Genomic DNA, 20952 nt, shown 5'->3' on the forward strand with positions numbered 1-20952 from the left:
AGAGGTTTCCGTTTTCCACGGTGCAGAGACTAATAACGTGAGTTCCCAAAGAGCGTAGGACTTTCCTTAAGGTGCAAATTTGATAAAAAACCCCACCCCATCAAGCGAGAGGGTGGGGCCCCAACAGTCGATCAAAGCGTACCTTTGACGCGCGACGCGTTCGGAACACAATAGCCAGGAATGTTGCCTCCCGAACCAACCAGATCCCAGGCTGCCTTCACCTCGTCGGACCTGCCCCGGTCTCCCGTGGAGGGGCGCAGGAGCCTCCAACGCACACCGACGATGCCTCGGCCACTATTGCCCGTGACGTCCTGAAGCCAGACCTTCAAATCCAACGGTACGGTCAAGCCAAGATTGACATGCTCACTGTTGAGTTCGAATTCAGGAGTCTCTATGGGGGCACCGACAGGCGTGCCAGGAGCATTGAACGCGTATCTGACAGCCTCGATAACCACTTTGTCGCCAACCATGAGGAGCCCGGGATCCAGAATTTTGACAGGCACACCTAGCCAAGGCTGCCTGGCACAGTTAATGGCATAGGTGAAGTTCGGGTTGCCTGTAATAACCGTGGCATTTTCAAAGGTCACGGGTGTCAAGCTACCGATATTGAAGATATCCACAACAACATCTTGATTCGGAGAATGCTTATAGTTGATGGCATCCCGAATAACGCAGTGGGTTTCAATGGTGCCATTGCCCTTGGCATCGATAGTGGCCCACGGCACGGTAAAAGGCACCGGAAAGTCGACCGCTTCCGCCCCAGTTACCGGATAAGTCCCAACGACATCCCCTCCATAGACATAGTCAATGAAATCACCCGTTTCCAGCCCCGACGGTAAGGTAAAAGTGACGGTGGCATTGAAGTTGCGATCTTTCTCGGAAAGACGGTTAGCGGGTTTGGGGTCGGGGCCCCCACCGAGCAGAACAGGCTGTGCCAAGCTTGGGTCTACAGGGCCTTCACCAGGGTTCTGCCCACCGGGCTCACGCAGGTCGACATCCACTTGCACCACAGCTGCGTTGTAAGTGGGACTGCCTAGGCGCTCAATCATGACTCTGATATCCGCCGTATAAAAATTCCCGCCTGCCGCGATAGCTGCAAAATGTGCCGGGATGTCAATTGGGAAAACAGGCATGCCAATAAATTGGCGATAAATCTCGACAGTCCCCCATAAAACGACCAGGGTGTCGTTCTGCAGATGGCCGGTGAGGCTTGCCAACCGCACCGTTGCACCATTACGGGCCTCTTCTTTATCAACCAATGGCGCTTCCAACACACTGACGAGACCAAACACGGGCGCTTCGTTCAGACTCACTTGAACGAAGTTTGGAATAGACAACGTAGTCGTGTTGCCAGACCGATCTGCCAGGTTATATCTCACGTCTATCGAACCTGACCGTTCAAGAATCGTTGCGGTTGGAATAACACCAGTAATGTCACCTGTCACTGGCACGTCATCCTCGATCGCAACGATATTGCTCCCCACAAGCATTCGATAAGTATCACCGCCACGCCGGTCTGCAGGCGTGGGAATGGTGAATTCCAAACCTGGTTTACCCGCAAGAAAGGCTGGGGTCAGTTCGGTGCCGTAATCTTCTATCATGACCCTCGAAGGTTGATTGCCATAGTTAGGGTCCTGCGTATCTACGTAAACCCGATTGATGTTGTAATCAACGTCATTGCCGCTGAGGTTTAGAACATGAACGCGGATGTCTTTGACACCGTTGGTTTGCAAGGCCGACTTGGGCCCCAAATTAACAATTACCGGATCAGGTACAGCATCAGCGGCGCCGTAGGTATCAATGAATATCGGCCGGTCATCCACATAGACGGTGAGTGTATCGAACGGATTGATAAAACCGGTACGGTCCCACAGGCCAACCTCAAGACTGAGTCCGCTCAATTGAAGCGCCCTTGGCACCACATTCCGGTGGTTGTCGCCAGCAATGGCCGGCAATAAACCGGGGATCACCGGAGCAGGTGAATAGGTGGGATCGGGAACGGGATCTTCCCACTCTTCCATGGGACCTACAGGGTCGTGACTAACAGGTTTACTGGATGGGTTGGACATGATTCAAACTCCTCAAAAGAATAAGTATCTGTCCGGGTATAAAACGACGGTAAGACTAAACACCCGGGTGTCATTTTCTAAACGTATACCGACCCTGCAGAGGTCTGAATTGGCAAACCTGCTGGCGTCTCATTCATTTAATGGCATTTCCCTTTAACGCGTAACTGTCAAACTTGACAGTACCCCTTGCGGCTCGACTGTGATGCTCACCACCACGAGCACCTCTTCCATTACAAGCGCATTACCTCCTTCTCACTACGCCTGATCGTCCGACACGCAAGGCGGTAAATTTAGCCGGATCAGTGAGATAAACACCAACCTACGCTCGGAATATCCCATGCCTGCACCTGCCGGTTTGATGATCTGGTAGCGCGCAATCGCAGAGCCATGCCGAGGGTTGGTTTGCCCTTCTGGTGGCTTGATCAGCCCCGGAAGCAAGATGTAGGGGTCAAACGGAACCTGAAAGACATACCCATCACGGGCTTCTTGTGGCGTCAGCGTATGGCTGAAGGACTTGATCGTTTCAGGAATGACACCACCGGCAAAACCATTAGTGTTCGCATAACTGGCCCAATCCAAAATCACCTCATCGCCGCCGTCCAGGAGATCGATATCCCCAGGCACTTTAACGCCGACGCCGTTGACCCAAGGTCGCAGAGCGCAGTTGATAAACCCGGCACCTGGACCGGGCCCGTACTCGACTCCTACATACTCAAGCGGTTTTAGCCCGACGAGCCGCACGATATTGACCATTACCGGCGTGTCTGACGCGCGTTGCCGGTTGACCCCGTTGAAGGTCCAGTAAAAGAAAGGAACCCAACCTGTACCTAAAAGCTCGATGATGTCCCAGTCGACGAGCCACTCAATTTCCCGACCCGCGCTATCCCCCGCTTGTACGGTGTAGGTCGCGATGGGCCCGGGAAAGCTTCCCGCCATTAATTCCAACGTTTGACCAACATCGGGCGCGCCATACAACGCGGTAATCACGCGTACCGGCTTACCCTCGTCATTGATAGTCAATTGGTTGTCACCATCTACGCCCTTCACTGTCACCACATCCAACAATAAGTTGATAGGGTCTGGGTTATCAGGGCTCACCGGCCCGGCAACCGTCAGGTCCACTGAGGCAAAGCGAGTGGTCGATGGCCTGGAAGGGGCATTCCCTCTTTGCCAGCGGTATTCCGCCCTCACAACCCCAGAAACAAACTCGTAACCGCCGGTAGCCAACACTGAATAGGGAATCGGTACTTTGATAGGCCAAACCTGAGTGGCAGAAATCTCGATAGGATCCAGCGCAATTAGATCCCATGACGGTAGGAGACGATCGCCCCCTGTGGAGCCGAACAGTTCGAGGATATTCATGACTACCCCGCCGTCAGCACGGGCGTCACTGAGGGTGATACGCCCGTCATCCAACTGCGGAATTTCAACAGGCCGCAGATCGATAGGGGTAGGCATCAGATTGATTAGCAAAGGAGCGGCACGGGAAGGTCCCGATTCACGGCCCGAACGATCTGTCAAATAGTACTGAGCGTTGTATTCTCGGTTGGCCAGACCGCGAAGAACGGCACCTGGGAAATGAACCTCAATAGGCAGAGTTCCATCCTTGTGTGCCTGAACAATGGTGGTCGTGGCAACAATGGCCAACTGTCGCGGACGCTTGCGCAAGGGCTTCAGAAAAGGCAACGGTATTAAAGAGGCCTCTACCACATCACCCAGGCGTATATCCGGCCAGATCGAATCAATGGTAGCTGTCACCCTGTCTTGATTGGCGGGATCATCCAGATATGCATCAGTTACGCCGTCGTCTTCGATGACCTGCGGGAACCGAAAACGCGGCCCCCGCAGTCCATTATTTGGCCCAACCTTGTCACAGTCCAATACTGTCGGGAACGATTGCTCCCCTGGATTACCGCTAGACTCTCTGAGTCTCACCTCGTAGCGCAATTCATGCAGGCCCGGTACGTCCATGAGCTGGGAAGGTACCAATGAGTCAGCGTCAGGCAGGTCGCTAGCATCATAAGGCGCTACCAACCGCTTCTCATCGAACACCGTGCCATTCCACAACCACTGGACGAGAGTGACATCGCCCGGATCAAGCACACCCCCGCCGGGCCACAGTACAGGCACCTCAACCCGCAAGCCGGTGCTTTGAAAAAATACCGGTACTTTATGACCGAGGTCATCAGCCTCAAGGGGTAATACATCAGGCACGACAGGTGCATCCAACACCAGCACACCTGTTTTTGCCCCACGACCGGTAGGTGGGGTAAGCAGACCGTATTCAGACATATCGACTCTCCTAGACGATCATCAATTTGAGGCCCTTGCCCACCTAAGGGCGCTGACCCCATCCAGAGACCACGCAGAGAAGTTAAGGCGACTTGCCCTAAGCGGATACTGTCAGAACTAACAGGCGGCTGCGCCTCCCGAAGGTTAGGCCCACTTGGTCAGAGTGACAAATTCGTTTCGAATCATCGATTTGATGAGTTGAGACGGCATTGCGCCGCCTCGCACGTATCAGACAGACGGCAACACCCAATTAATCGGTGCCTGGCCATTCTGTTCAAGAAACTTGTTGGTCCGGCTGAAATGCCCACACCCCAGAAACCCGCGATACGCCGACAAGGGCGACGGATGCACCGAGGTCAGCACCAGATGTTTGGTGGCATCTATGAGCTTCTGCTTGCTTTGAGCATGGGCGCCCCACAGCAGGAACACCAGGTGCGGCTGATGCTCGCTGACCACTTCGATAATCCGATCGGTGAAGAACTGCCAGCCTTTACCCGCATGGGCGTTGGCGTTGGCGCGCTCCACGGTCATGGTGGTGTTGAGCATCAGCACGCCCTGGTCGGCCCAGCTTTGCAGGTAGCCGTGGTTGGGGATGTCGATGTTCAGGTCGCGCTTGAGTTCTTTGTAGATATTGACCAGCGACGGCGGCGCCGGCACGCCCGGTTGCACCGAGAAGCACAGGCCATGGGCCTGGCCAGGGCCGTGGTACGGATCCTGGCCGAGGATCACCACCTTGACCTTGTCCAGCGGCGTCGAATTGAGGGCGTTGAAAATCAATGGGCCGGGCGGGTAGATCTCTTTGCCAGCAGCATGTTCCTGGCGCAGAAATTCGCGCAGTTGAGCCATGTAGGGCTTCTCGAACTCCTCACGCAGAGCGTGTTTCCAGCTGGGTTCGAGTTTGATACGGTCGCCATCGGTCATAGTTCAATTGTCTTGTAAAAAAGAATGAGGCGAACCCTAGGAAAGCCGACCCCGCTTGTCAATTGATCTGACACAGCACCGGCACTTTCCCACGAAGGGATCATACTCATCCTTCACCTTCTCGATTGAGGTCACGATGAACCTGCATTTCGAAGAACTGACCGGCAATGGCGGCGCTCGCATCGGCATCGCCAGCCTGGATGTGCCAAAGTCCCTCAATGCCCTCTCCCTGCCGATGATCCTGGCCCTGGATGAGCGCATGGAGGCTTGGGCCAAAGACCCGCAGATCGTCTGCGTGCTGCTGCGCGGCAACGGCCCCAAAGCCTTTTGCGCCGGTGGCGAAGTGCGCAGCCTGGCCCAGGCATGCCGTGAGCAGCCCGGCGAAGTTCCGGCTCTGGCCGCGCAGTTTTTTGCCGCTGAATATCGCCTTGACTACCGCCTGCATACCTACCCAAAGCCGTTGATCTGCTGGGGCCACGGTTATGTATTGGGCGGCGGCATGGGCCTGTTGCAAAGCGCCGCCGTGCGTATCGTCACACCGAGCAGTCGTTTGGCCATGCCCGAGATCAGCATTGGCTTGTACCCGGATGTGGGTGCCAGTTGGTTCCTGTCGCGCTTGCCAGGCAAGCTCGGCCTGTTCCTGGGCCTCACCGGCGCCCATATCAACGGTCGCGACGCGCTGGACTTGGGCCTGGCCGACCGTTTCCTGCGCGATGACCAGCAAGACGAATTGCTCGATGGCCTGCTGCAGCTGAACTGGCAGGAACAGAGCGCGATGCAACTCAACAGTTTGCTCAAGGCGCTGGCGCAGGAGGCAATCGGCGATCAACCCGAAGCGCAATGGCTACCGCGCCGCGCACAAATCGACGAATGGCTGGATGTAGGAGATGTGCGCTGTGCCTGGCGTGCCTTGAGCCTGCTGCGCGACCACAGCGACCCGCTATTGAACCGGGCCGGCAAAACCCTCAGTGAGGGCTGCCCACTGACGGCGCACCTGGTGTGGGAACAGCTCCAGCGTGCCCGTCACCTCTCATTGGCCCAGGTGTTCGAGATGGAATACACCCTGAGCCTCAATTGCTGCCGTCATCCGGAGTTCGCCGAAGGGGTTCGGGCGCGCCTGATCGACAAAGACCAGACGCCTCATTGGCATTGGCCGGATATCAACACACTGCCGGAAGCGGTGGTGCAGGCGCACTTTGACAAGGCCTGGGAAGGTAGGAATCCTCTGGCAGATTTATCTGACTACTGACAGGTCTGTACGCTTGTCGTTGACCTTGAAAGCGCAATTGTCCGGCTGGCTGTCCACGCAAGTGTACACCGGCAACTCGAACGCATCGGGCTGCAGCTCCCAATACAAGGTGCTGGTCAACGACATGTTGATAACTTCATTGCCCTTGCGTGGCCTCAACGCTACCACCCCGTTCCGACTGGTGCGGTAGATACACTTGTCCATGTAGCCGTTTCCTCTCTCCTCGCCCTCGCCCGGCATGAACACTGCGCCAATGAATCCGTCGATAACACCACGAAACGCAACCCTCGGGCTTTGCCAGCGCAGGCCATGGTCCTTGGCGCGATAATGGCCGTCGGCGTATGCGATCTGCGTCGTATAAGGACAGCCCTGCTCTGCTCTTGCCGGTGCAATGACGTAGCTCATCAGCAGTAGCACGCAAATCAATTGTTTGAACATAGGGGTTCCATCTGCTCAGTCTCACCACGCCAAAGCACTCGGCTCTGCGCTAGTGAAGTACAGCTAGCACCTCAAAGATAGCTGTTAAATCTGACAGTACGGACGTACGGTACCCATAAAAAGCGGCGCATGATGCGCCGCTTGTTTTTCAAGATATTTAACGGTGCCCGCCGCGGCCACCTCCGTGGTCGGAACCACGTCCACGCCCGCCATTGCCCCAGCGGTCGCCCCACCCCTGGTTTGGGTAGGGCCGGTAGCCGGCACGCGGGTAATAACGCGGGGCTGGTTGGTAGTAGCGCGGCGCCGAGTAATAGCGAGGCTGTGGCGCATAGTAACGGGGCGCTGGCACGTAATAGCTGCGCCCGGAAGGGTAATAACGCGGGCCGCCGTAGTAGTAGGCTGGCGCCGGTGCGGTGTAGACCTCGGAGCGATAGTAGGTAGCGCCTCCATCGTAGTAGGGCACGCAGGCTGAAAGGGTCAGGCCGAGCAAAGCGATGAGCAGCAGTCGTCGATACATGGCGGCCTCCTGGACCGCGGAAGAGCTCCTCCAGCGACGCTGGCGAGCGGCATTCAGCTTTCACTGAATGACGAAACATCTGACATCAAAAACGGAATCTGGTGCGTTCACGACACAAGTGGAAACATCTGTTTCAGACGAAGTGAAGCCCCGCCAAATAGCCATCATGATGGAATGCCGCGCAGCCGCGCTGTATCGTGCAACAACTAACGCGCCCTACCCGATTCCCTTCTGAACCGACCCATGACCACACCGACCCTCTGCCCCGCCTGCGGTGCCCGCAACGACTGCTCCCTGGCCGACCCGCGCACGGCCGATCAGGCCTGCTGGTGCTACAGCGTCATCATCGACCCTGCGGTGCTTGAAGCCCTGCCGGATGAACTGCGCAATAAAGCCTGCCTGTGCCCGCGCTGCGCCCAAGTGGACGAACAGTTGCGTAACCGCCATGCGCGTTGATCGCTTCCTCAGCAACCTGCCACAGTTCACTCGCAAGCAAGTGCGCCTGTTGTTGGTGGAGCGTCGGGTGACCGTCGAGGGTGTTGCGGTCAGCGATCCGCACCATGACGTACGGGAATTCAGCCAGGTCTGCGTGGACGGTGAAATCCTGCAAGCGGGCAAGCCGGCGCGTTATTTCATGCTGCACAAACCTCAGGGTTGCGTCAGCGCCACATCAGACCCGCAACACCCCACGGCCCTGGACCTGCTGCACGAACCGGACAAAGCCGACCTGCATATCGCCGGGCGCCTGGATTTCAACACCACAGGCCTCATGCTGATCACCAACGACGGCCAATGGTCACGGCGCCTCACGCAACCGCAGACCAAGTTGCCCAAGGTGTACCACGTGCACACCGAACAAGACATCGGCCCGCAGTACGCGCAGACGTTCGCGGCAGGGGTGTATTTCGCTTTTGAAGATCTCACTACCCAACCTGCCGAACTTGAACTGCTAAGCCCTAGAACGGCCCGGTTGAGCATCATCGAAGGCCGCTATCATCAGGTGAAGCGCATGTTCGGGCATTTTGATAACAAGGTGACCGGCCTGCACCGCGAGCGAATGGGCCCCTTGGTGCTGGATACGTCGCTTGCGCCGGGCCAGTATCGGGCACTGACTGACGACGAAATCCGACAAGTCTGACGACCGTTCAGCCGGTGATGGCAAAAAACCAGCCGCTTGCCTTGCGACCTGCCTTCGGTGCTGCTTGAATCAAGGCTTCAGCCAGATGATGACTGACGAGTCGCCCTATAACCTCCAAGAAACACCTTGCCTCGCCCGCGCTTGATCTTCGGGCCCTCCCGGCAAACCGCCCGCCATAACAACACCCGCCGGCCAGCCGTCATCGGACCGACATGGGCTCTCGTTTTCCAGGCGTATGCCTACCTGTCATAAAGCTTGTGCAGAGTGATTTGCGCGCACTACCCGCTTGCCAGGAGTCTTACGACATGAGGCCAGAAATCGCTGTGCTGGATATACAGGGTCAGTATCGGGTGTACACGGAGTTCTATCGCACGGACGCAGCGGCAAAGACCATTGTCTTGGTCAACGGCTCCATGGCGACCACAGCGTCCTTCGCTCAAACCGTGAAAAGCCTGTACCCGCAATTCAATGTGGTGTTGTACGACCAGCCCTACGCTGGCCGTTCCAAAATCCACAACCGTCATGAGCACATGCTGACCAAGGAAGTCGAAGGCCAGATCCTCCTGGAACTGCTCGACCACTTCGCCGCTGAACACGTGTTGTCCTTCTCCTGGGGCGGCGCCGCCACATTGGTCGCCCTTGCGCACCGGCCCCGTCGGGTGGAAAAAGCCGTGATCAGCTCATTCTCGCCAGTGATCAATGCGCCCATGCGTGACTACCTGGAACGGGGCGTCGACTACCTGGGCAACCTCGACCGCGACCGTGTCGGCCACCTGGTCAACAGCACCATCGGCAAGCACCTGCCGTCGCTGTTCAAACGCTTCAACTACCGCCATGTCAGCAGCCTGGCCGCACACGAATATGGGCAGATGCATTTTCACATCAGCCACGTGCTCAACAGCGACCGGCAGTGCTACCTCAAGGCCGCCAGACAGATCGACATTCCGGTGCTGTTCTTGAACGGAGAATGGGACGAATACACCAGCGCAGACGACGCCAAGCTGTTTGGCCAGCATGTGGCCAAGAGCAGCTTCAGCACCATTCAGGCGACAGGACACTTCCTGGACATGGAACATAAAGCCGCGTGCCGCGATAGCCGTGAGGCCGTGGTGGGCTTCTTGAAAGGGCAGCGGCCCGCCAGCCCGTTGCGATATAGCCAGAGCCAGGCGCAGCATGCATGGGCGCTTTGAAATCAAGCCTGACACTGTGGCGAGCAAGCTTGCTCGCCACACGCAACTCTCACATTTTTCAAAGAAAAACTTCAAATCCAGCCGAACATCTGGTACAAAGTCAGCCGCTCTGAGCGGGTATAGTTTAGTGGCAAAACGAAAGCTTCCCAAGCTTTAGTTGAGGGTTCGATTCCCTCTACCCGCTCCACTCAGATTTGCACTTGCGTCAGGAGGGTTCTGGCGCAAGATGCACAAAAAACCGGTCCTTGGTGACCGGTTTTTTTATGCCTTGGATTCGGTCTTCAGCGTTCCTAGCCTGATGGCGTGAAGTACCTTGCAATACCTCCAAGCGGCATCATTTCCGCGTGCCCATACACTTCAACACCTATCGAAATCTCGAACATCACCCTGCCCGGCTATCTGTTGAATCGCATCGATGAGTACGTGTTGAATCATCCACAGGAAAAAAGCCGCTCGGGATTCCTGGCGTCCGCAGCGCTCAAAGTATTGCAACAGGAGCGGTAGTTACGCCTAAGCAAAATCTTACGACAAGGACGGCAACACCTCGCGATGATGTAGGCTCATTGGCCAAGAGTTCGGACACATGGCAATGCTGGACATCCAAAAAAACACACCCAAGATCATCCTGCGCCAAGTCGTCGGCTGGGTGTTGGTGTTGCCACTGCTGGCCTCGTTTGCAAGGCTGCCCTTTCCTCTCGGATTACTCTTGGAAATAGGCGTGATTGCCGCGTCGGCTTACGGGGTGAAACTGGCCTGGCGTCACGCGACCCGACGCGTGGCAGTATTGGCTTTGATTATCACCCTGCTCAATATCATTTCTGCGTTCATGCTAAGCACTGCATCTGTGCTGAAGGCGCTCTACATAATCTCGTGGCTTTACTGGTCCCCCTACTACGCCGATTGGGTTTACCGGATTTTCTAGACGAGCGCAAAATTTGACCGCAGGAAACGTAGTTTCCAGGCACTCTGATGGAACTACAGTGACGTCGTCCCCCTTCACGCCCCTTCAAGGAGCCTGCCGATGACTTACCACTACAAGCTCATGCCTTCCCCTGTCGGTGAACTCACCCTGGTGGCGCGCGATGGCAAACTCAGCGCAATTCTCTGGGAAGTAGAACGCGCCAACCGCGTACGCCTGGGTGAATTGATCGAGGCCCACGACAGCCCGGTGCTTTTGGAAACCGAACGCCAACTGCAGGAATACTTTGCCGGAACGCGTAACCAGTTCGAACTGGCACTGGACTTCACCGGCACCGACTTTCAGAAACAGGTCTGGCAGGCACTGCTGACCATCCCCTTCGGCGAAACCCGCAGCTATAGCCAGATCGCCCAGCAGATCGGCAACCCCAAAGCCGTGCGCGCTGTCGGCGCCGCAAATGGGCGTAACCCGATCTCGATCATTGCGCCCTGCCACCGGGTGATTGGTGCTTCTGGCGGCTTGACCGGCTTCGCGGGCGGGCTGGCGGCCAAGCAGTATTTACTGGCGCTGGAAGGCACCGGTCAAGGTGAACTGGCGTTATAGGCCGCGTCCAGAACGGGCCTGAACTCGGCATAAAAAACGGCGGCTGGATTCTCTCCAACCGCCGTTTTTCATATCAGGCAGCAGCCTCAACCGTCGCCTTGATGGCCCTTGCCATAGGTCGAGGCCAGGGCGCGGGCTTTTTGCAGGCGCTCTTCAAGCTTGGGCAGCGTCTCATCCACCAATGCCTTTATCTCCGGCACATCCGACGCGGCGCCCTCTTTCTGGAACAGGGCAATGGCGTCTTCGTTCTCCTTGACCTGCTGCGCGGTATAGGCAGCGTCAAAGGAATCGCCGTCCTTGAGTTCTGGCATCAGGGTTTCGGCTTTATCGACGATCTTCTCTCGCGGGGCCACTGGCAAATCCAGCTTCTTGGCGATCGCCGCCAAGTGCTGGTTGGCCAGGGTGCGCTCGTTGATGACCTCGATGGTGTAGTCCTTGATTTCCTGGGATGAGGTCTTGGCGTGGGCCATGCGACTGGTTTCGATATCGGCCATGCCTTTGGCCGAAGCCTGCTCGATGAATTCTGCAGGCGACTGGGCGAAAGCATTGCTGGCGCCGAGGCCCAGCAGCATCGCGAAACTGGCGGTGCGTAACCGGATAGCCATGCGGCTCATGATGGGTTCCTCCAGGGCAAAAATAGGTGCGGGGGCATACACCCCGCCCTGAATTCGAATTTTCAGGGCGGCAAAGGTTTAGAAAAAACTTCCCCGTGCGACGAACGGTCGTCGCCGCCTCAGGCAGCCTTGCTGCCGAACAGGCCCGGCAATGCATGCGCCAGGGCATTGAGGGCGAAGCCGATAAACATCACGCCGCAGAGCTTGGTGATCAGAATTTCATGGCGTTGATACAGCGTGCGCACCCGCTGGGCACCCACCACGCCAATCAGGATTGCGTAGGCCAGCAAGCCACCGATAAAGCTCAGCAGAATCAAGGTCGGCAGCATCGACCAGGTCAACAGCTCGGCCCGGCTGGACAGCAACGCGGTGAAAGTCGCTACGGCCACCGGATAGGCCTTGGGGTTGGTCAAGCCAAACAGAATACCGTGCCAGAACGGGTGCCGCGCGGCGCCCTGAGGGGCATCGCTGCTGCGGCGTTGGGTACGGATCGCACGCCAGCCCAGCCAGAACAGATACGCCCCACTGATTACGCCGAGCACATCAAAGGCACTGCTGCCGACTTCCCGCGCACCGACGATGGCAATCAGCGCCGTGCTGCACCACACCACATCCCCGAGCAAATGCCCGCACAAAAAACCCGCCCCCGCACGCCGGCCACGGGCCGCACCAATGCCGAATACAGCCAGGACACCGGGGCCAGGGGTAATGCCGTAGATAAAACCCGAAGCCAGCACGGCAAGCAGCAAGGATGGGGTCATGGATAGACGCTCCGACAGACGCTAAAAGGTGATTGATTCTGCATGCTTCACCGCGACGGGTAAAACTTCATTCCAGCATAGGGCTTGGCACGACAGGCTTGCAGGCGCGAGGCCAAATCGCCGACATGGGCCTCCAGCTTGTGGCCGTCGGGATCGAGGAAATAAAACGATGCGCCTTCGCTGCGGTTGTCTCGCCACTCCTGTACGCCCGCGGCGCGCAGGCGCTCGACCAAGGCGGTGAAATCAGCAGCATCAACAGTGAAGGCATAGTGGGTGTAATCCACTGCCGCAGCGGTCGAACGCAACGGGTCCAGCGACAGGCACAGCCAAAGCCCAGGCAGTGAGAGGTAGGCACCGTTGTCCCAGGTTGCGTCCAACTGCAGGCGCAGCAGGTCGTGATAGAAACTGACGCTGCGCGCTACATCGGTGACGGCCAGGGTCAGGTGGTTGAAACCGCTGAGCATGAAGGTTTTCTCGCGTTATCGTTGGTCTGCGGACAATACACCCACCACCCGGCCAATCAACCACTGCAACCCCGCATCCCCACCCCGCCGCGTATGCCAGGCCAGCTCAAAGGCAAACGAAGGGATATGAAACGGCGGTGGCACGGCCAGCAATTGCCGAGCGTCGATATTCAGTAAACCCCGAGACGACACCGTCAGAATCAAATCCGTGCCCTGGATCAACTGCGGCGCCACCCCCCAATGCGGCAGGCTGATCGCCACATGGCGGCGTTCACGAATGGCCGTCAGTGCCCGTTCGATTTCCGGCGTGCCGCTGCCGCGCATCTCCAGCAGTACATGGGGGCGCGACAGGTAGGCCGGCAGGTCCAGCACCCCACTGGGCGCAAGACTGTCGCGGTCGACCAGGCAGGTGTAATGCTCTTCGAACAGCGGCGTAGTGCGCAGTTCGGCGGGCATGTCGGGGAATACACCCGCCGCCAGGTCGAGGTCGCCATTGAGCACACCGTCGACCATGCCTTCGCGGCTGGCCTGGATGATCTGCAAGTCGATAGCGGGCGCTTCCTGGCGTAGGACGCGAACCAGGCCGGGCAGGAATATCGCTGCGCTGTAATCCGACATCGCCACCCGAAAGCGGCGCTTGGCAGAAGTGGGATCAAAACGATTCGGTGCCAATAAGGCCTGCACCTGGGCCAGGGTTTCGGCTAAGGGTGCCGCCAACTCCAAGGCGCGCGCGGTTGGCACCAGTGTGCCGCCCTGACGCATCAGCAGCGGGTCGCCCAGCATATCGCGCAGCCGCGCCAACGCATGGCTGACCGCCGGTTGGCTCAGGTGCAGGCGCTCGGCGGCGCGGGTGACGTGTTGCTCGCTGAGCAAGGCGTCGAGGATCACCAGCAGGTTAAGGTCAATGCGACGCAGATCATTCATCAGCTGCATGCCCAGCATAAGAATTTGGAATTTAAATTTGCGCGACGAATAACCTAGAGTCCAGCAAAACTTCTGGGAGCGTCGAAATGACTGTGTTGCATTGGGTAGGTTTGTTGGCGCTGGCGGTGTTCGCCGGTGCAGTGGTGCCGTTTCAAAGTGCGATCAACGCCAACCTCGGGCGCGGGCTCGGCCATCCTTTGTGGGCCACCTTGGCGTCGTTGCTGGTAAGCATCATCGTGCTGCTGCCGGTGATTGTGGCGCTGCGTTTGCCTCTGCCGAGCCTGGCCTTTATCAGCAAGGCACCGTTGTGGATGTGGGCCGGCGGTGCCTTTGGCGTGTGTTTCATTTCATTGGCGTTGATGCTGCTGCCCAAGCTCGGCGCATCAGGCTTCATTGCGCTGGCCATGGCCGGGCAGATTCTCGCCTCGTTGCTACTGGACCATTTCGGCCTGTTCGGCCTGGTGGAACGCCAACTGACAACCTCGCGGGTACTGGGCGCATTGCTGCTGATCGGCGGCGTGGCATTGATTCAGTTCAGCGGCGCTCAGCCGCCAGGCGATTGATCTGCGCCTGCTCCACCACCGGCTGCGGCGCGCCCTGGCTGGCCGCCTGCAACATCGCACGGCCGACGGTCTCGGTGCTCACCACCCAGTCCGGCTTTAGTCGCCGCACAAACGAAAGCACCGGCCCGAGCACGCTGTAGAAAGATTGATACAACGGCGTCTTCGAACGTACGCCGTGCAACGGCTGGATGATCCCCGGACGGAACAGATACACCGCCTTGAACGGCAAGCGCAGCAAGGCATTTTCGGTCTTACCCTTGACCCGCGCCCACATCGACTTGCCGGCTTCAGAACTGTCCGTACCGGCGCCGGACACATAAATAAAGGTCATCTGCGGATTGAGCCGCGCCAGAGTGCTGGCCGCCACGAGGGTCAGATCATAGGTGAGGTGGGTATAGCGCGCTTCCTTCATGCCCGCCGACGAAACACCCAGGCAGAAGAAGCACGCATCAAAACCTTGCAGCAGGTTTTCCAGGGGTTGGAAATCCAGCATGTCGCTGTGCAACACCTGATGCAGCTTGCCGTGCTCCTGGGTCAAGGGCGTGCGGCCCACGGCCACCACTTCCTGCACATCAGCCGCCAGCAGGCACTCGCGCAGCACACCCTGGCCCACCATGCCGGTGGCGCCGAATAACAGAACTCTCATGAAAGGACCTCAGCGGCACGCCGCACGCTTGATGCTCGAATGCATTAGGCGTGTAGCTTAACCCGTGCCGCTGAAGGCTGCCCTTATCAAAACATAGGTATCTACACAACTTTGTAAGTTGTCGCAGCCGACGGTAACCACGATGCGAAGCGAGCCGCCCTTGATCTGCTTTTGATCTGCTTTTGATCTTGATCTCAGGCGCCCCGTCAAACCACGCTGGCCGGAATTCGACAGGGATTTGGGGGGTAAACCGGCAGGGATGCCGGTTTAGCCGCCCCGCGCCATGGATGGCGCGTGGCGGCGGCCCCCCAAATCACTGGCGGATTACGGGCACACCGAGCCTAGGCGAGGTGCCGAGTGGTGGGGCAAGAGCCCTTTGGTTACTTTGGGGCTTTTCCAAAGTGACCCGCCGTCAGGGCGGAACCCTAAGTGGCCGTTACCGCAGCAATGGATATGTACTCGCTATAACAGTGTCGCTTGCCAGGCCGCCTTCGCGAGCAAGCCCGCTCCCACAGTCGGATTGCGGGGTGTCAGGTAGATTGGTGTTGACTGTCAGGCCGCCATCGCAGGCAAGCCAGCTCCCACAGTTTGATCGCGGGGCAGCAGGTAGATAAGCGTCGGCTGTCAGGGCGTCACGGGAGCAAGCCCAGCATCGCGCCAACATTGTGTAGGTACCTATGCCTATCAAAAAGCGCTCCGAAAGATCTCCTCAATCTGACGCTGATCCGCCCGCCGAGGGTTGGTAAGCCCGCAGGCATCCTTCAGCGCATTGCTGGCCAGCAACGGAATGTCCTGCAACTTAGCGCCAAGCTCACGCAAACCAGCAGGAATTTCCACGTCCTGGGACAACCTACGAATCGCCGCAATCGCGGCCTGGGCGCCCTCTTCTACGGTGATGCCCTTGATATCCGCACCAAGGGCCCGGCCCACGTCGCTCAGGCGTTTGGCGCAGACGCTGGCGTTGAAGCTTTGTACATGGGGCAATAGCACCGCGTTGCACACACCGTGGGGCAGGTCGTACAAGCCGCCCAATTGGTGGGCCATGGCATGCACAAACCCCAGCGACGCATTGTTGAAGGCCATGCCGGCGAGGAATTGTGCGTAAGCCATGTTCTCCCGTGCAGCCTTGTCAGTGCCGTCGCGGACCGCCAGGCGCAGGTTGGCGCTGATCAATTCGATGGCCTTGATCGCGCAGGCGTCGGTGATCGGTGTCGCAGCGGTGGACACGTAGGCTTCGATGGCGTGGGTCAGCGCATCCATGCCCGTGGCGGCGGTGAGGCTCTTGGGCATGCCGACCATCAGGGCCGGGTCATTGACCGACAGCAACGGCGTGACGTTGCGATCGACGATGGCCATTTTTACGTGGCGACTTTCGTCGGTGATGATGCAAAAACGCGTCATCTCGCTGGCCGTGCCAGCGGTGGTATTGATGGCCACCAGCGGCAATTGTGGCTTGCTCGATTGGTCGACGCCTTCATAGTCACCGATGCGCCCGCCGTTGGTAGCGCACAGGGCGATGCCCTTAGCGCAGTCATGGGGCGAACCGCCGCCCAGGGACACGACGAAATCGCAGGCGCTCTGTTGCAGCAGCGCCAGGCCTTTTTCGACGTTTTCCACGCTGGGGTTGGGCTTGGCGCCGTCGTAGATCACCGAGTCGATATCCTGCATCGCCAGCTTCTCGGCGATCATGCCAGCCACCCCAGCTTTGGCCAGGCCGACGTCGGTGACGATCAACGCCTTGCCGAAGCCGTAGTTGCGAATGGCGGTCATCGCTTCGTCGAGGCAATCGATGCCCATGATGTTGACGGCGGGGATGAAAAACGTGCTGCTCATGGTCAATCCTCAAAGGCTTTATGCCGACAGAATCAACCTGTACCGCGTGGCGCATCTTGATCAGGATCAATGCCGGCTCGTGATAAAGTCACCCCCCAGCCGATTTCGAGTAGACCCGCCGCAATGAAGGATTTCCAGGATATTGACGCCCACCTTGAAGACTGGAGTGCCCTGCGCGCTGCCGTCGACTTCAGCGGGATTCTGATCGGTAACGGCGCCAGCCGCACGATTTGGGAAGACTTCGCCTACGACTCGCTGTTCGAAAACGCCCGTACCGTCGAAGAAAAGCCCCTGAGCCCCTCCGAACTCAGCGTGTTCGACGCGTTGCAAACCCGCAGTTTCGAGCAAGCCCTGGGCGCCTTGAAAACCACCAGCCGGGTCAACAAGGCCCTGGCGGTCAGTTCGGCGGCGCCGCGTAACCGCTACTACGCGATCAAGGAAGCGTTGATTAACACCATCCATACCGTGCACATTCCCTGGCGCCTGGTGCAGCCGTCGACGCTGGCGACGATCCACGCAGAATTGGCCACCTACGCCACCGTCTTCACCAGTAACTACGACTTGCTCAACTACTGGGCGACCCTGCACGCACCGGGCATCGACGACCTGTTTCGCAGCGCCGACTCAAGCTTCGACCTGCGCAATACGCACACCGACGCCACCCGCATCCTGTACCTGCACGGCGGCTTGCATCTGGTGCGCAACCTTGACGGCACAGCGCGTAAATTGCCGTCCACTGACAGCACCCTGCTCAGCAGTTTTGCCATCAATAACACGATCAAAACCCTCGACGATGTGCCGCTGTTTGTCAGTGAAGGCAAGGTGCAGGAGAAGCTCAAAAGCATCCGCAGTTCGGATTATCTGTCGTTCTGTTATGAACAGCTGTTGAGCCATGAAGGCGCGCTGTGCATCTTCGGCCATGACTTGGGGCCGCAGGATAAACACCTGGTGGATGCTATTGGCCAGGCCAGCATCAGCACCCTGGCGATCTCGGTGTCGGGGCGCAGTGATGGGTTTATTCGCCAGCAGAAGCGGCGGTATTCGGAGTTGTTCGAGGGCAGTGGTGTAACGCTGAAATTCTTTGCGGCGCGTACGCATCCGCTGGGCAATCCGGCACTATCAGTCCCTGTGGAACGCTGATCAAAATGTGGGAGCTGGCTTGCCTGCGATAGCGGCCTGTCTGTTGGCCCATCTGGCACTGATACACCGCTATCGCAGGCAAGCCAGCTCCCACATTGACTGCATTTCAATGAGTAAGAAGGCTCACTCCTCAGCGCTGTGCACCACCACCAGCAACTGCGCCTGCACCTCTCCCACCGAGCGAATCCGGTGGGGTTTCTGCGCGTTGAAATGCAGCGCATCGCCGCGCTCCAGCAGCACGCGCTCGTTCATGAAATCCACTTCCACCTGGCCTTCATGCACGAATAAAAACTCCTCCCCCAGGTGCTCCTTGAAGGTCTTGTCGGTGAACTCCGCCGGCGGGTAGATGATGAAGGGCAACAGGCTGCGTTCGCTGACTTGATGGGCCAGCACCGCATAACCCGGCGAGGTGTCGGGCCGCTCATGGCTGCGCACCAGGCTGTAGCTGTCGAGGCTGACGTTGTCTTCGCTGAACAGCTCTTCGACCTTCACGTTCAGTGCCTTGGCCAGTTTCAACGCCGCAGCGATGGACGGCGTATTGAGCCCGCGCTCGACTTTCGACAGGTAACTCTTGGTCATCCCGGATTTTTCGGCCAGGGCCTCCAGGGTTACGCCAAGTTTTTTTCTTAATATTTTCAAGCGGATAGACATTTGCTGCGGTTAATCCATGCAGAAAGCGATGAGACAGGCTTGCCAATGACACAAAGTGTCATATAGCATCTTTAGTGTCATTTGCATTCACCCAACGACCTTGCGAGCAGCGGGCGACCAGCAAATCCGACGTCCATTGAACCACCCAAAGGACACCGATATGGCCAAGACATTAGCACTCCCAAAAGACCAACTGGTCAAGCAAGCACTGAGCCAGATGCAAAACAGCCTGGCAGATAATACGTGGACCGACCGGCAAAAGCTGGCGCTGACCTGCCGAATCCTGTTCGAGTACGGCCACGACTCCGGCCTGGCCGGGCAGATCACCGCACGGGGGCCAACGCCTGGCACCTACTACACCCAGCAACTGGGCCTGGGTTTTGACGAAATCACCGCCAGCAACCTGCTGCTGGTCAACGAAGACTTGGAGGTGCTGGAAGGCCACGGCATTCCCAACCCCGCCAACCGTTTTCACACTTGGGTGTACCGCGGCCGACCGGATGTAAACTGCATCATCCACACCCACCCCACGCACATCGCCGCGCTGTCGATGCTGGAAGTACCGCTGCAGGTGTCGCACATGGACCTTTGCCCGCTGTACGAAGACTGCGCTTTCCTGCAAGCCTGGCCCGGCGTGCCGGTGGGCAATGAAGAAGGGGAAATCATCACCACGGCCCTGGGCGACAAGCGCGCCATCCTGCTCTCGCACCACGGGCAGTTGTCCACGGGGGCTAGCATCGAAGAAGCCTGCGTGATTGCGCAGCTGATCGAACGGGCTGCCAAGTTGCAGTTGCTGGCGATGTCTGCGGGCAGCGTCAAACCGATCCTGCCGGAGCTGGGGCGCGAGGCCCATGACTGGATCTCCAAGCCCAAGCGCCACGGCGCCGCGTTCAACTATTACGCCCGGCAAAACCTGCGCAAGCACGCCGATTGCCTGAACTGATTGCCCCCTTTTTCGACCGGAGTTTTCCCCATGTCCAGCCCAACCATTCACGGCATCATCGGCTACACCATCACCCCCTTCAGTGCCGACGGCCAACGCGTTGACCTCGACGCCCTCGGCCACTCCATCGACCGCTTGATCAACAGCGGCGTCCACGCCATCGCGCCCTTGGGCAGCACGGGCGAAGGCGCTTACCTGAGCGATGCCGAGTGGGATGAAGTCAGCGCCTACAGCATCAAGAAGGTCGCCAAGCGCGTGCCGACCATTGTCAGCGTGTCCGACCTCACCACCGCCAAGGCCGTGCGCCGCGCCCGCTACGCCGAAGAGCACGGCGCCGATGTGGTCATGGTGCTGCCGGCCTCGTACTGGAAACTCAGTGAAGCGGAAATCCTCGCCCACTACGCCGCGATCGGCGACAGCATCGGCGTACCGATCATGCTCTACAACAACCCGGCCACCAGCGGCACCGACATGTCGGTGGAGCTGATCCTGAGGATTCTCAAGCAGGTCGAGAACGTGACCATGGTCAAGGAGAGCACTGGCGACATCCAGCGCATGCACCAGTTGAAACTGCAAAGTGACGTGCCGTTCTACAACGGCTGCAACCCGCTGGCACTGGAAGCCTTCGCGGCTGGTGCCAAAGGCTGGTGCACCGCCGCGCCGAACCTGATCCCGCAACTGAACCTGAGCCTATATCAGGCCGTACTGGCCGATGACTTGAACAAGGCACGCGAGCTGTTCTACCGACAGTTGCCATTGCTGCAATTCATCCTCAAAGGCGGGCTGCCGGCGACGATCAAGGCCGGGTTGCGCTTGACCGGCTTGGAAGTGGGTAACCCACGCCTCCCGGTATTCCCTCTGGGCGAAGCAGGGATCGAGCAACTGAAAACACTTCTGACGTAAACACCCGCCCCCTGTAGGAGCGAGCTTGCTCGCGAAGAACGCCAACGATAACGCAGCCCATCTGGGTGCTCGTGTCGCCTGTTGGTTTTTCGCGAGCGAGCTCGCTCCTACCTCCTACAGTAGATGGCACTTACATAGAGACAAATGACAATAGTTCTCGATATCATTCACGAC

At 58.4% G+C, this 20952-nt stretch carries 22 protein-coding genes, 1 tRNA gene and 1 pseudogene; 12 read left to right on the forward strand and 12 right to left on the reverse strand.

All coding sequences use genetic code 11. The features are described from left to right. Positions 1-131: 131 nt before the first annotated feature. From MF6394_RS26885 to ung, 3 genes are all read right to left on the reverse strand, one after another. Positions 132-2069 (reverse strand): hypothetical protein, encoded by a 1938-nt coding sequence (locus MF6394_RS26885; RefSeq protein WP_078467903.1) that lies wholly within the window; start codon positions 2067-2069, stop codon positions 132-134. Between the two features lie 255 nt (positions 2070-2324). Then, positions 2325-4361, reverse strand: coding sequence for a hypothetical protein (locus tag MF6394_RS26890; RefSeq protein WP_047710291.1), 2037 nt, complete (start codon positions 4359-4361; stop codon positions 2325-2327). A 228-nt stretch (positions 4362-4589) separates the two neighbouring features. Continuing rightward, positions 4590-5282: a uracil-DNA glycosylase gene (gene ung / locus MF6394_RS26895; protein WP_069557910.1), complete on the reverse strand. Its 693-nt coding sequence runs from the start codon at positions 5280-5282 to the stop codon at positions 4590-4592. A gap of 136 nt (positions 5283-5418) precedes the next feature. Between ung and MF6394_RS26900 the strand changes: the two genes are divergently transcribed. Continuing rightward, a complete protein-coding gene (locus MF6394_RS26900) occupies positions 5419-6531 on the forward strand; it encodes an enoyl-CoA hydratase/isomerase family protein (protein ID WP_078467904.1) in 1113 nt (370 codons plus the stop codon). Here MF6394_RS26900 and MF6394_RS26905 read toward each other — a convergent pair. Together MF6394_RS26905 and MF6394_RS26910 are read right to left on the reverse strand one after the other, a co-directional pair. Then, a complete protein-coding gene (locus MF6394_RS26905; RefSeq protein WP_044272787.1) occupies positions 6517-6969 on the reverse strand; it encodes a DUF3757 domain-containing protein in 453 nt (150 codons plus the stop codon). The genes MF6394_RS26900 and MF6394_RS26905 overlap by 15 nt on opposite strands. Positions 6970-7126: 157 nt before the next feature. Continuing rightward, a complete protein-coding gene (locus MF6394_RS26910) occupies positions 7127-7486 on the reverse strand; it encodes a hypothetical protein (RefSeq protein WP_078467905.1) in 360 nt (119 codons plus the stop codon). Positions 7487-7729: 243 nt separating this feature from the next. Between MF6394_RS26910 and MF6394_RS26915 the strand changes: the two genes are divergently transcribed. The 7 genes and pseudogenes from MF6394_RS26915 (at position 7730) to MF6394_RS26945 (ending at position 11336) form a co-directional block, all read left to right on the forward strand. Then, positions 7730-7942, forward strand: coding sequence for a cysteine-rich CWC family protein (locus tag MF6394_RS26915; RefSeq protein WP_044272786.1), 213 nt, complete (start codon positions 7730-7732; stop codon positions 7940-7942). Then, positions 7932-8624: a pseudouridine synthase gene (locus MF6394_RS26920; protein ID WP_078467906.1), complete on the forward strand. Its 693-nt coding sequence runs from the start codon at positions 7932-7934 to the stop codon at positions 8622-8624. Before MF6394_RS26915 ends, MF6394_RS26920 begins: the two co-directional genes overlap by 11 nt. Positions 8625-8929: 305 nt before the next feature. Next, on the forward strand, positions 8930-9814 hold the full coding sequence (locus MF6394_RS26925; RefSeq protein WP_078467907.1) for an alpha/beta fold hydrolase: 885 nt from the start codon (positions 8930-8932) through the stop codon (positions 9812-9814). 113 nt (positions 9815-9927) lie between these two features. Then, positions 9928-10001 (forward strand) — tRNA-Gly (locus tag MF6394_RS26930). A 191-nt stretch (positions 10002-10192) separates the two neighbouring features. Beyond that, positions 10193-10318 (forward strand): annotated as a pseudogene (locus MF6394_RS26935) (type II toxin-antitoxin system HicB family antitoxin); the annotation flags it as partial. Positions 10319-10397: 79 nt separating this feature from the next. Beyond that, on the forward strand, positions 10398-10736 hold the full coding sequence (locus MF6394_RS26940; protein ID WP_376753092.1) for a hypothetical protein: 339 nt from the start codon (positions 10398-10400) through the stop codon (positions 10734-10736). 99 nt (positions 10737-10835) lie between these two features. After that, positions 10836-11336 (forward strand): methylated-DNA--[protein]-cysteine S-methyltransferase, encoded by a 501-nt coding sequence (locus MF6394_RS26945; protein ID WP_044272744.1) that lies wholly within the window; start codon positions 10836-10838, stop codon positions 11334-11336. Positions 11337-11422: 86 nt separating this feature from the next. Here MF6394_RS26945 and MF6394_RS26950 read toward each other — a convergent pair whose 3' ends face one another. The 4 genes from MF6394_RS26950 to MF6394_RS26965 form a co-directional block, all read right to left on the reverse strand. Then, positions 11423-11950: a DUF4142 domain-containing protein gene (locus tag MF6394_RS26950; protein WP_003189402.1), complete on the reverse strand. Its 528-nt coding sequence runs from the start codon at positions 11948-11950 to the stop codon at positions 11423-11425. Positions 11951-12069: 119 nt separating this feature from the next. After that, positions 12070-12711 carry a LysE family translocator gene (locus tag MF6394_RS26955; RefSeq protein WP_032893071.1) on the reverse strand — a complete coding sequence of 214 codons (642 nt, stop codon included), beginning with the start codon at positions 12709-12711 and terminating at the stop codon, positions 12070-12072. Between the two features lie 47 nt (positions 12712-12758). Then, positions 12759-13175, reverse strand: coding sequence for a fosfomycin resistance glutathione transferase (gene fos / locus MF6394_RS26960; RefSeq protein WP_047710284.1), 417 nt, complete (start codon positions 13173-13175; stop codon positions 12759-12761). 15 nt (positions 13176-13190) lie between these two features. Continuing rightward, complete coding sequence (locus MF6394_RS26965; protein ID WP_376753091.1) at positions 13191-14108, reverse strand: LysR family transcriptional regulator; 918 nt, start codon at positions 14106-14108, stop codon at positions 13191-13193. A gap of 77 nt (positions 14109-14185) precedes the next feature. Here MF6394_RS26965 and MF6394_RS26970 point away from each other — a divergent pair, with 77 nt between their 5' ends. Next, positions 14186-14662, forward strand: a complete 477-nt coding sequence (locus MF6394_RS26970; RefSeq protein ID WP_069557927.1) for a DMT family transporter — start codon at positions 14186-14188, stop codon at positions 14660-14662. On the opposite strand, the gene MF6394_RS26975 is transcribed toward MF6394_RS26970, so the two are convergent. Both MF6394_RS26975 and yiaY read right to left on the reverse strand, forming a co-directional pair. Then, entirely contained in the window at positions 14634-15308 is a 675-nt protein-coding gene (locus tag MF6394_RS26975) for an NAD(P)H-binding protein (protein ID WP_034135066.1), read from the reverse strand. The genes MF6394_RS26970 and MF6394_RS26975 overlap by 29 nt on opposite strands. Positions 15309-15992: 684 nt before the next feature. Continuing rightward, a complete protein-coding gene (gene yiaY, locus MF6394_RS26985) occupies positions 15993-17141 on the reverse strand; it encodes an L-threonine dehydrogenase (RefSeq protein WP_078467908.1) in 1149 nt (382 codons plus the stop codon). Positions 17142-17264: 123 nt separating this feature from the next. Here yiaY and MF6394_RS26990 point away from each other — a divergent pair, with 123 nt between their 5' ends. After that, entirely contained in the window at positions 17265-18281 is a 1017-nt protein-coding gene (locus tag MF6394_RS26990; RefSeq protein WP_069558941.1) for a DUF4917 family protein, read from the forward strand. A gap of 123 nt (positions 18282-18404) precedes the next feature. Here the strand turns inward: MF6394_RS26990 and MF6394_RS26995 are convergent, their stop codons facing one another. After that, the gene (locus tag MF6394_RS26995) at positions 18405-18932 is read right to left on the reverse strand and encodes a helix-turn-helix domain-containing protein (RefSeq protein WP_032893083.1); all 528 of its coding nucleotides are present in this window, start codon (positions 18930-18932) and stop codon (positions 18405-18407) included. A gap of 160 nt (positions 18933-19092) precedes the next feature. On the opposite strand from MF6394_RS26995, the gene MF6394_RS27000 reads away from it, so the two are divergent. Together MF6394_RS27000 and MF6394_RS27005 are read left to right on the forward strand one after the other, a co-directional pair. Continuing rightward, entirely contained in the window at positions 19093-19875 is a 783-nt protein-coding gene (locus MF6394_RS27000) for an aldolase (RefSeq protein WP_047710280.1), read from the forward strand. Between the two features lie 30 nt (positions 19876-19905). Next, on the forward strand, positions 19906-20778 hold the full coding sequence (locus MF6394_RS27005) for a dihydrodipicolinate synthase family protein (RefSeq protein ID WP_044272736.1): 873 nt from the start codon (positions 19906-19908) through the stop codon (positions 20776-20778). Positions 20779-20952: the final 174 nt, after the last annotated feature.

The sequence above is a fragment of the Pseudomonas sp. MF6394 genome (assembly GCF_002018845.1).
Classification (GTDB): domain Bacteria; phylum Pseudomonadota; class Gammaproteobacteria; order Pseudomonadales; family Pseudomonadaceae; genus Aquipseudomonas; species Aquipseudomonas lactis.